General features: G+C 66.7%; 8 protein-coding genes and 1 pseudogene. All 9 read right to left on the reverse strand.

The features are described from left to right. Nucleotides 1-1417, reverse strand: a pseudogene (locus CWO91_RS40045) (xanthine dehydrogenase family protein molybdopterin-binding subunit); the annotation flags it as partial. Between the two features lie 9 nt (nt 1418-1426). Further along, entirely contained in the window at nt 1427-1903 is a 477-nt protein-coding gene (locus CWO91_RS40050) for a (2Fe-2S)-binding protein (RefSeq protein WP_130220848.1), read from the reverse strand. A gap of 12 nt (nt 1904-1915) precedes the next feature. Further along, entirely contained in the window at nt 1916-2734 is an 819-nt protein-coding gene (locus CWO91_RS40055) for an FAD binding domain-containing protein (protein ID WP_130220849.1), read from the reverse strand. 2 nt (nt 2735-2736) lie between these two features. After that, nucleotides 2737-3180 carry an SRPBCC family protein gene (locus CWO91_RS40060; protein WP_130220850.1) on the reverse strand — a complete coding sequence of 148 codons (444 nt, stop codon included), beginning with the start codon at nt 3178-3180 and terminating at the stop codon, nt 2737-2739. 2 nt (nt 3181-3182) lie between these two features. Then, nucleotides 3183-3620, reverse strand: a complete 438-nt coding sequence (locus CWO91_RS40065; protein WP_018318067.1) for an SRPBCC family protein — start codon at nt 3618-3620, stop codon at nt 3183-3185. 10 nt (nt 3621-3630) lie between these two features. Then, nucleotides 3631-6534 (reverse strand): flotillin family protein, encoded by a 2904-nt coding sequence (locus CWO91_RS40070; RefSeq protein WP_130220851.1) that lies wholly within the window; start codon nt 6532-6534, stop codon nt 3631-3633. A 25-nt stretch (nt 6535-6559) separates the two neighbouring features. Next, the gene (locus CWO91_RS40075; protein ID WP_130220852.1) at nt 6560-7393 is read right to left on the reverse strand and encodes a phosphoenolpyruvate hydrolase family protein; all 834 of its coding nucleotides are present in this window, start codon (nt 7391-7393) and stop codon (nt 6560-6562) included. A 3-nt stretch (nt 7394-7396) separates the two neighbouring features. Further along, nucleotides 7397-9607 carry an ABC transporter permease gene (locus tag CWO91_RS40080; RefSeq protein ID WP_130220853.1) on the reverse strand — a complete coding sequence of 737 codons (2211 nt, stop codon included), beginning with the start codon at nt 9605-9607 and terminating at the stop codon, nt 7397-7399. Beyond that, the coding region (locus CWO91_RS40085) for an ABC transporter ATP-binding protein (protein ID WP_245471530.1) at nt 9600-10341 on the reverse strand (742 nt) is incomplete at its 5' end. The genes CWO91_RS40080 and CWO91_RS40085, both read right to left, overlap by 8 nt.

The raw sequence follows: 10341 nt of genomic DNA on the forward strand, positions 1-10341 counted from the left end.
CGCGCGCGCGGCTCCGTCGGCGTCGGCGGGATCGCAGCGCGGCTGCCGCCGCCATCCTTGCGGGAGGAGGCGCGCCTGAACTCGTCACGGATCGGCCACTTGGCCTTTTCGGCGGCGACCTGAACGCATTCGATCAGCGCCGTGTTTTTGGCCTCGCGCCGATGCGCCTTCATGTCGCCGTCGCGATAGGCGTTCAGAATCCGGAACTCCATCGGATCCATGCCGACGAGGTTTGCAAGCTTGTCCATCTGGCATTCGATGGCGAAGTCCATTGCCGTGACGCCGAAGCCGCGCATGGCAGTCGCCGGCGTGCGGTTGGTGAAGACGCAATAGACGTCGCCATAAACGTTCGGGATGGTGTAAGGGCCCGGCAGATGCGCAGCGCATTTCACCGCGGCATAGCTGGACAGCCGCGTATAGGCACCGCTGTCGAAATAGGCACGGATTTTTCGGGCGACGATGCGGCCGTCGCGCATCACGCCGTCCTTGATGTAGATGCGCTCGGCGCCGCGCGGCGGGCCGTATTGCATCTCCTCCTCGCGCCCGAATACGTAGCGGACGGGACGCCCGGTCAGCATGGCGCCGAGAATGGCGAGCGGCTCGGTCAAGGTGTCCACCTTGCCGCCGAAGCCGCCGCCTACGGTGCCGCCGATGAAGTGGAAGGTGTTGGACGGCACGTCCAAAATCTTGGCGCAGGTGTCGACCGAGAAGAACAGCGCTTGCGTCGACGTGTAGACGACGTAGCGGCCGTTGGTGTCGGGCGCGGCAATCGCGCCATTGGTCTCGGTCGGCGCGTGCTCGATCGGCGACATCTGGTAGCGCTGTTCGAGCACGTGGTCGGCGCTCGCGAGCGCCGCGTCGGCATCGCCGAACCGCAGACGCTGGTGATCGTAGACGTCGTGATAGATGAAGGCGTTCTTCGGATAAGTCTCGTTGACCACGGGCGCGCCGGCTTCAGCGCGTCCTCGACGTCGAACACGGTCGGCAGCGGTTCGTAGTCGACCCTGACCTTCGCGATGGCCTCAAAAGCCTCACGCTCGCTGTCGGCAACGATGGCAAGGATCGGCTCGCCCTTGTAGCGGACCTTGTCGACGGCCAGCGACGGCTCGTCGTCCTTGCCGAAATTGATCAGGCTCAGCAGCGTGTTGAGATTGACCGGCACGTCAGTGCCGCGAATGATCCGGCGCACGCCGGCCGAGCGTTCTGCGTCCGTGGTATCGATGCGGCGCAGCCTTGCATGGGCCTGGGTCGAGCGAACGACCTTGAGGTGCAGCATGCCCTGGAGCTTATGATCGCCAAAATAGCTCGACGTGCCCGTGATGTGACCAAGCATGTCCTGGCGCTGCGTGCCCTTGCCGATCTCCTTGAGATTGTCGTCGCGCTCGTCGGCGAAGATGTCCTTGCGTAGTTCCAGCATGGTCTGACCTCAGGCGCTGGCCCGGCCGCCCGCGGCGGCGAGGATGGCATTGATGATCGGCTCGTAGCCGGTGCAGCGGCAGATGTTGCCGGAGATCGCCTCGATCACGTCGGCCCGGCTCGGGGAGGGATTGCGGTCGAGCAGCGCCTTTGCGGCCATCAGCATGCCCGGCGTGCAATAGCCGCACTGGGCGGCAAAATTGTCGGCGAAGGCGCGCTGGAGCGGGTGCAGGTTCGGGCCCTGCTTGAGGCCGTCGAGCGCTTCGACGGAGCGGCCGGCGACGGTCTCGGCAAGCGTCAGACAGGAGAGGTGGATTTCTCCGTCAATCAGCACGCTGCAGGTGCCGCAGCCGCCCTGGCCGCAACCGAATTTCGGGGTCATGTCGCCGATCAGCTCGCGCAAGGCAACCAGCAGGTTGGTGCCGCCATCGACGAAGATGGCGACGTCGCGGCCGTTGTGACGAAATTGCAATGGCGTCTTGGACATGGTGATCCCAGTCTATTCCTGGCCGGACAGCAAACGGCGGAGATGAACGCCGACGATCTCGCGGCGATACCACGCGCTGCCGAGCGCATTGTCGGCGGGCGATGTGCCCTCGACTGCGGCAGACGCGGCAGCATTGATGTTTGCGGCATCGAGCGCGCGTCCTTCGAGAGCGCGCTCCGCCGCCTTGGCGCGGATTTGGGTCGGCGCCATCGAACCGAGCGCAATGCGAGCACCGGCAATGCGCCCGCCGCTGACCGGCAGGTGTGCGGCCAGCGTGATGACCGAGCCGCCTTTCGGCTTGATCCGGGCAACCTTGCGATAGCGAAAGGCCTCCGTGCTGGCCGGCCGGGTGCATGAGACCGAGAGCACCAGCGCGCCGGATTGCCGCTCGCGCGATTGCAGGAACTCCTCGATCGCGATGTCGCGGGCGCCGAAGCCGCCTTGCACGGCGACCGTGGCGTCGAGCGCCAGCAGCGCCACGGTGAAATCGCCGTAGGGGTTTGGCGCGAAGAGATTGCCTCCGACGGTGCCCATGTTGCGCACGGCAGGGCCTCCGATCGAACGGGCCGGCGCGTGCAGGAAAGCGAGGTCGCGCTCGCTGAGAATTCTCGCGAACGTGACGCCGGCGCCGAGCGTGATGCGCGGTCCGGACGCATCGATCCGGGTCAGCGCCTGGTCGCTGGCGCGGACGATGGTCGAAATCGAAACGTCGCCCTCGTTGAGCGCCCGCATCACCAGCGTGCCGCCGCCGAGATAGCGCGCGCTGCGATCTGAGGATATTGCCCCTGCCGCTTCGCCGGCGCTGGCAAAGGTCTTTACCGTCACAGCCATGGCTAGGCGGCCTCCTTCAGATGGCGGCGGATCGCCTCGAATCCCGCCTGGTAGATATCTTCCGCGACCATGTGGGTGATGCGGTCCCTGTCCTCGGGCTTCGTGGTGAAGCGCGATTCCCAGTGCCAAAAGGTGCGGTCACCATCGGTCACCGGCAGCAGGCGGACATGGGCGACGTAATTGAACATCGGGATCGGGGTATCGAGCAGGCAATAGCTGAAGGTCTGTTCGAGGTCGGACAGAGCCAGCAACTGCTCGCGCAGCTCGGAGCCATCCTTGAGCTTGAATCGCCTGACGCAGCCGATCTTGTCAGAGGCCTGAGCGCGTTCGATCGAGGAGGTCGCAACCGCCGGATGCCAGCGGTCGTGCCCGTTGAAATCGCGCAGCACGTTCCATACCGCATCGGACGGTGCGCTCAGGATCGTGCTTTTGACGATATGCGGCACGGCTAACCTCCGAACACGCGCTTGAGGGCGTCGAAGCCGCCCTGGAACACGCCGCCGCCGATGTTGCTGACGAGCTCGGTCTCGCGCTCCGGCGCGCAGTCGAATTCGGCGGTCCATTCCATGAAGGTTTGGTCGCCGTCGGTCACGGGCGTCAGCCGCAGGGTCGCGACGTAGTTCTCGACACCCATCGGGGATTCCAGGATCGAGTAGGTGCAGAACATGTCGTAGTCGGAGAGGCCCAGGAGCTTCTCGCGGATGCGGTCGCCGTTGCGCAAGCGGAAGTCCCTGACGCAGCCGATCTTGTCGGCGGGCTCGCCGCCCTCGATCCGGCTTTCGGCGATGGCCGGATGCCAGTTCGGCAGACCGTTGAAATCGCGCACCCGCGCCCAGACGCGGTCGTTGCGGGCGTTGACGACGGTTGAGACGTAGACGCGGGCCATGGGTCAGACCTCAGCTCTTCTTTCTCGGCCCGCGCTCGGCCGGCGGCTCACCGCCTTCGGCCGCAGGCGGGGAGGCCGCCGGTTTATCGCCGCCGCCACTCTTGCGCGCGGAATCCTTGATGCCCTGCATGTCGCGGGCCTCGCGGATCAGGCCCGGCATCTTTGCAAGACTGCCGCCCTCGACGCCGATGTCCGACAGGATCGAGTCGATCAGCGGCGCCTGGACGCGGTAGCGCAGCGCCGAATCGATCACCTCGTCGGTGGCGCTGCGGCCGCCATTGCCATTTCCGTGTCCGTTGCCGTTGAGGCCGTCGACCTGGAGGATGCGGATGCCCTCGATCTTCTCCATTGGCTTGACGCTCTCACGCACGATGCCCTCGATGCGGTCGAGCAGCTTTCTGCGGAACAGCGAATAGCGCGCCTGGTCGGTGAGCACGTTCTCGGCCTCGTTGAGCATGCGCTGCGCCTCGGCCTCGACCGCGGCACGCACCCGCTCGGCCTCCGCGGCGATCCGTGTCTCCTCGGCCTGCTTCTCGGCGATGAGGATTTCTACGCCCTTGCGGCGCTTGGCGATCTCGTTCTCGCGTGCGGTGATGACGCGCTCGGTGGCTTCCGTGGCACGCATCCGTGCTTCCTCGGCTGATGCCTTGGCCGCAGATTCCTCCAGCGACTTCGTGTGGATCGCGATCGCCTTCTCCATGAGCACGGTCTCGACCTCTTTCTCGCGATTGACTTCGAGCTTGCGCAGCTCGCGTTCGCGGCCGATCCGGGCCTCGTCGAGGCCGCGGTCGGACGAAATGCGGGCGCGCTCGACCTCCTCGCGGGAGGCGATTTCGGCTTCCTGCAAGGATTGCACGCGAGCGACCTCGAGCTGCTCGATGGCGCGCCGCCGCTCGATGCGGGCGGCTTCCAGCGCCTGCTCGCGCGAGACGTCAGTAGTCTCGACCTCCTTGCGCGCGACGATCTCGGCCTGCCGGACCTGACGGTCGGCGTCGATCCGCTCGGACTTCTTGGTGGACAGCGCGATGACGCGGTCCTCATCGGCGATCTCGATCGCCTTCTTCTGCTCGATATTGAGCACCTCGCGCTTCTTTGACGAATTGATGCGTTCGGCCTCGAGCGCCAGATCGACCGTGATACGCTGGCGCTCGGTCGCGTCACGCCGCTTCAGCTCGGCCGCCTCCAACACGCCGGTCCGCTCGATCTCCAGCGCGCGGGTTTCGCGTTCGGCCTGGATCCGCTCGGCCGCAACCGCCTTCTCCTGGGCGATGCGGGCTGCCTCGATCGCCTCGCGCGAGGCGATATCGGCCTCCTCGACGGCGCGGTTGCGGGCGATCTCCAACGAGCGCACACGCTCTTCCTGCGCGATCCGCGTGGCCTCGGTCGTCTCGCGGGCGGCGATGCCGGCGACGTCCAGCGCCTGGTTGCGCTCGATTTCGAGTTGCCGCGTATTCTGCTCGGCGGCGATACGCTCGGCGGCGAGCGTCCGCTCGCGGGCGATGCGGGCGGCCTCGACCGCGCGCTGGGCCTCGATCTCGGCCTCCTGGATGGTTCGCACCTGCTGGATCTCCAGTGCGCGGGTGCGTTCGTCCGAGGAGATGCGCTCGACATTAACGATCAATGTCTGCGCGATACGTGCCTTTTCGGTCGCTTCGCGCGCGGCGATTTCGGCCTCGTCCACGGCACGCGTGCGCTCGATCTCGCGGCGCTTTGTCTCTTCCTCGTTGGCGATCCGGGCATCGGTGACGACGCGGTCCTGCTGGATCCGCGCCTTCTCGATCGCTTCGCGCGCGGCGATCTCGGCTTCCTCGACCGTGCGCATCCGCTCGATCTCGCGTTGGCGGACCTCGCGTTCCGAGGCGATGCGGCTGGTGTCGATCGAGCGCTGGTTGGCGATCCGGGTCTTCTCGATCTCCTCGCGTGCCAGCAGCTCCTTCTCCTCGATGGTGCGGGTCCGTTCGATCTCCTTCTGCCGGATCTCGCGCTCGGAGGCGATGCGGGCCTCGGCGATCGCCTGGTCATTGGCGATGCGGGCGCGCTCGATGGCCTCGCGGGCGGAAATCTGCGCCTGTTCCGCCTCGGTCTCGCGAAGCGCGCGTTCGCGGGCAACTTCAGTGCGCTGAAGGGCACGGCGCATCTCGATGTCACGTTCCTGCTCGAGGCGCGCGGTCTCGCTCTCGCGCTCGATCTCGAGCGCCTGCCGCTCGGCTTCCAGATTGCGCGAGCGGATCTTGATCATCGAGTCCTGCTCGATGTCGTTGCGCAGCTTTCGCTTGGCTTCGATATCCTCCATCAGGCGGGTCAAGCCTTCGGCGTCGAACCGGTTCGAGGGATTGAAGAACTCCAGGTCGGTCTGGTCGAGATCGGTGATCGCGACCGATTCCAGCTCGAGGCCGTTCTGGGCGAGAGCCTCGGCTGCATTGGTCTTGACCCGTGCGACATAGTCGCCGCGCCGCTCGTGCATCTCCTCCATGGTCATCTCGGAGGCGACCGAGCGGATTGCGGAGATGAACTTGCCGGCCAGCAGCGCATGGAGCTGCTCGGGTTCCATGGTGCGGCGGCCGAGCGTCGCCGCGGCGATCGAGACGGCTTCGCGGGTCGGCTGCACCCGGACATAGAAGTCGGCCTCGATGTCGACGCGCATGCGGTCGCGGGTGATCACGGCGTCCTGCCTGGAGCGGACGATACCCATCGGCAGCACGTTCATGTTGACGGGCGTGTAGTCGTGAATGAACGGCAGCACGAAGGCGCCGCCATTGATCACCACGCGTTCGCCGAGGAAGCCAGTGCGGACGAACGACGTCTCCTTGGAGGAGCGATGGTACAGCCAGTTGACGATGTAGACGCCAACCACGATCACGACGATCGCGACGATCAGCCAGAGGATCAATTCACCGACCAATACCCCCGACATCTTTCCCTCCCTCGGACCTTCGGCGTTACCGCGCGCCGATCGCCTTGAATTGACGCACCTGCTCCGTCAGCGCCCGCTCCACGGGCAGTCGCTCCATCGAGGAGGCGCCGTAGAAGCCGTGGCAATGGCGGGTGTTCTTCATGATGAAATCGGCGTCGGCGGGATCCGCGATCGGGCCGCCATGAGCCAGCACCAGGATGTCCGGATTGACGCTGAGCGCAGCGGACGCCCAAGTGTCGATCTGCGCGGGACAGTCCTTGAGCTTCAGCGCGGTCTGCGCGCCGATGGTGCCGCCGGTCGTCAGGCCCATGTGACAGACGATGATGTCGGCGCCGGCGATCGCCATCGCGGCGGCCTCCTTCTCGCTGAACACATAGGGCGTGGTCAGCATGTCCTTGTCGTGCGCCTTGGCGATCATGTCGATCTCCAACGCATAGGACATGCCGGTCTCTTCGAGATTGGCGCGGAACGTGCCGTCGATCAGGCCGACCGTCGGAAAGTTCTGGACGCCGGCAAACCCGAGCGCCTTCAACTGGTCGAGAAACACGTCCATGTCGCGGAATGGGTCGGTGCCGTTGACGCCCGCCAGCACCGGCGTCCTGGCCACCACGGGCAGCACTTCGTTCGCCATTTCGAGCACGATGGCGTTGGCATCGCCGTAAGCCATCAGACCCGCGAGCGAGCCGCGGCCGGCCATCCGATAGCGGCCCGAATTGTAGATGACGATGAGATCGACGCCGCCGGCTTCCTCGCACTTGGCTGACAGACCGGTGCCGGCGCCGCCGCCGACGATCGGCTCACCGCGCCTTGCCATGTCGCGAAACGTCGTCAGGAGCGCTGCGCGTTCAAACCTCGCCATCGGTCACCTCGCTACTCTTCGGCGCGCCCCGGCGCGGCCGAACAGGGTCCGGAACGCACCGACTATGGCGGCGGCGAACTCGGGATCGTTGATGTTCTTCGGCACGCGAATGAGCTGGCGGTTGCCGGTCTGCCGCACCGTGCGCTCCAGCGTGCGGAACAGCGCTGCATCGGCGTCCGGATCCCAGAATGGCTGGCCGCGCGCATCGAGTGCGGATACGCCGCCCTCGGGCAGGAAGAAGCGTACAGGGCCGTCCATCTGGTTGAGCCGCTCGCCGATCCAGCGGCCCATGCGCTCGTTCTCTTCGGCAGTGGTCCGCATCAACGTCACTTGCGGATTGTGGACGTGAAACTTGCGGCCGCGGTAACGTTCGGGAATGGTCTCGGGCGCGCCAAAATTGACCATGTCGAGCGCGCCGACCGAGCCGACATAGGCCAGGCGGCTGCGGATGATGGCGCCAAAGCGGTCGTCCGTCGCGGGAAACACGCCGCCCATGAGCAGATCGCAGATCTCGGTGGTTGTGAGGTCGATGACGCCGGCGAGCTGCCCGGATTCGACGAGCTTCTCCATGGAACGACCGCCGACCCCGGTGGCGTGGAAGACGAGGCATTCGAAATCATCGCGCAGCTCGACGGCGATCCTCTGCACCGCCGGCGTGGTGACACCGAACATGGTGATACCGACCGAGGGCAGGCCGCCGGCCTCGCGCGCCGTTGCAGCGCGCGCATCGAGCCGCGCCTTGACCATGCCGGCAAGCGCATTGGCACCGTTGGCCAGCACCGCCCGCGAAATCGAGTTCAGCCCCTGCACGTCGGTGACCGAGTACATCATCGTGATGTCGGCGGCGCCGACATAGGGCCCGACATCGCCGGAGGCGACGGAGGAGATGATCAGCTTGGGCACGCCGACGGGAAGCGCACGCAGGCCCGGGGCGACCAGCGACGCCGCGCCCGAGCCGCCCGCCGAGATCACGCCGGCGACGTTGCCCTGGCGCCGGAGCCAGTTGGCGAAGGCATCAGCCATCGCGGTCACGGCGGCCCCGCGATCGGGACCGAACACCGCCGCGCCGCCACGGCTATGGTTCAGGGCGATCTCCTGCGCGGAGACATCGCAGCTGGAGTGCTTCCCGCTGGTCGAGACGTCGACCAGCCGCGTGCGCAGGCCGCTTTCCGCGATGATGTCGCGCATGAAGCGTAGTTCCTGGCCCTTGGTGTCGAGCGTGCCGACGACCAGCACCACGGGTGGACCGGCGGCCTGCGCCGCCAGCGGCTCGCGCTTGCGCCGCGCCGTCTCGTCAAGCCGCGCGACTTGCGTCGAGAGCGTGCGCGCTGCGGCCTCGATGCGGGCGATCGGCACCGGGTGCGACCATCGGGTCGGGAGCGTCGGGTTGGAGATATAGATGCGGATCGGTCCGTCGCGGCGCGGCGCCGGCGCCGGCTTAGCTTCGACGCCGGGTGCGGCGACGTCGATATCCGGCTCGAGCTCGGCGTGAAGTCCGACGCCGAGCAGGCGCTGCTGGAGCTCGCGGTCGGCGGCGAGGCGCGCAGAGTCGATGATGCGGTTGATGCGGCCGTTGACCATGATTGCGACGTTGCGCGAGATCGCGGTGGCGACGCCGATATTCTGCTCGATCACGAGCACGGACATGTCGCCGTCCTCTCCTAACCGCAACAGCATCTCCTCGACCTGCGCCACGATGACAGGCGCGAGGCCTTCGGTCGGCTCGTCCATGATGAGGAGATGCGGATTGGTGAGCAGCGCGCGCGAGATCGCCAGCATCTGCTGCTCGCCGCCGGAGAGCTGGCCGCCGCCGTGATCCTTGCGCTCGGCCAAACGCGGGAAGGTCTCGTAGATGCGATCGACGGTCCAGGCGCCGGGCCGCAGGCCGCCGGCCAGCCGCAAATGCTCGTCGACGCTGAGCGAGCGCCAGAGACGGCGTCCTTGCGGCACATAGCCGACGCCGAGCCGGGCGATCTGCGCCGATGCCCGCCGCGTGATGTCTTCGCCGCGGACGCGGATCGAGCCGCCGCTCACGCCGACCAGGCCCATGATCGCCTTGCACAGCGTGGTCTTGCCCATGCCGTTGCGGCCGACGACGGAGAACACGCCGCTCTCCAGGGTGAGATCGACGCCTTGCAAGGCGTGCGAGTGGCCATAGTAGACGTCGAGGCCGCGGACCTCGAGCGCGGCCTTGCTGCGGCGGACCTCATTCATGGCCGCCTCCGAGATAGAGCTCCTGCACTTCGGGATCGGATTGGATTTCCTGCGGCAGGCCCTCCTTGAAGATGCGGCCGTTGTGCATCATCGTGACGCTCTCGACGACGCGCAAAGCGACGTCCATGTCGTGCTCGATGATGATGTAGCCGATATGCGCAGGCAGCGAGGTCAGGATCTCGATCAGCTCGGCCCGTTCGGTCGGCGACAGGCCGGCCGCCGGCTCGTCGAACAGAACGAAGCGCGGGGCGCCCGCGAGCGCGAGCGCGATCTCGAGCTGGCGCTGCTGGCCGTGCGCGAGCTCGACCACGCGCTGGTCCTTCACGGCGGAAAGATGCACGGCCTGCACGAGATTGTCGGCCGCATGCGTCAAGGCATCGTTCTGTCCCGGATGCAGGAACGAGAAGCGTCCGCGCGAAACGCCGCGACAGGCGAGATAGACATTGTCCTGCACGGTGAGGCCGGGGAACAGCGCCGAGATCTGATAGGTCCGCCGCAGCCCGCGCCGGATGCGTTCATAGGGCGGGAAGTGCGTGACGTCCTCGCCGAAGAAGCGGATGGTGCCGGAGGAGGGCGGGAAGTCGCCGGTGATGCAGTTGAACAGCGTGGTCTTGCCGGCGCCGTTCGAACCGAGCACCGCGCGCCGCTCGCCGGGACGCACGGTGATGGTGACGTCGGTCAGCGCTGCCAGCGCGCCGAACAGGCGCGTCACGCCACGCAGCTCCAGCGCGGCG

Origin of the sequence: Bradyrhizobium genosp. SA-3 (genome assembly GCF_004212635.1) — a bacterium.
Classification (GTDB): Bacteria; Pseudomonadota; Alphaproteobacteria; order Rhizobiales; family Xanthobacteraceae; genus Bradyrhizobium.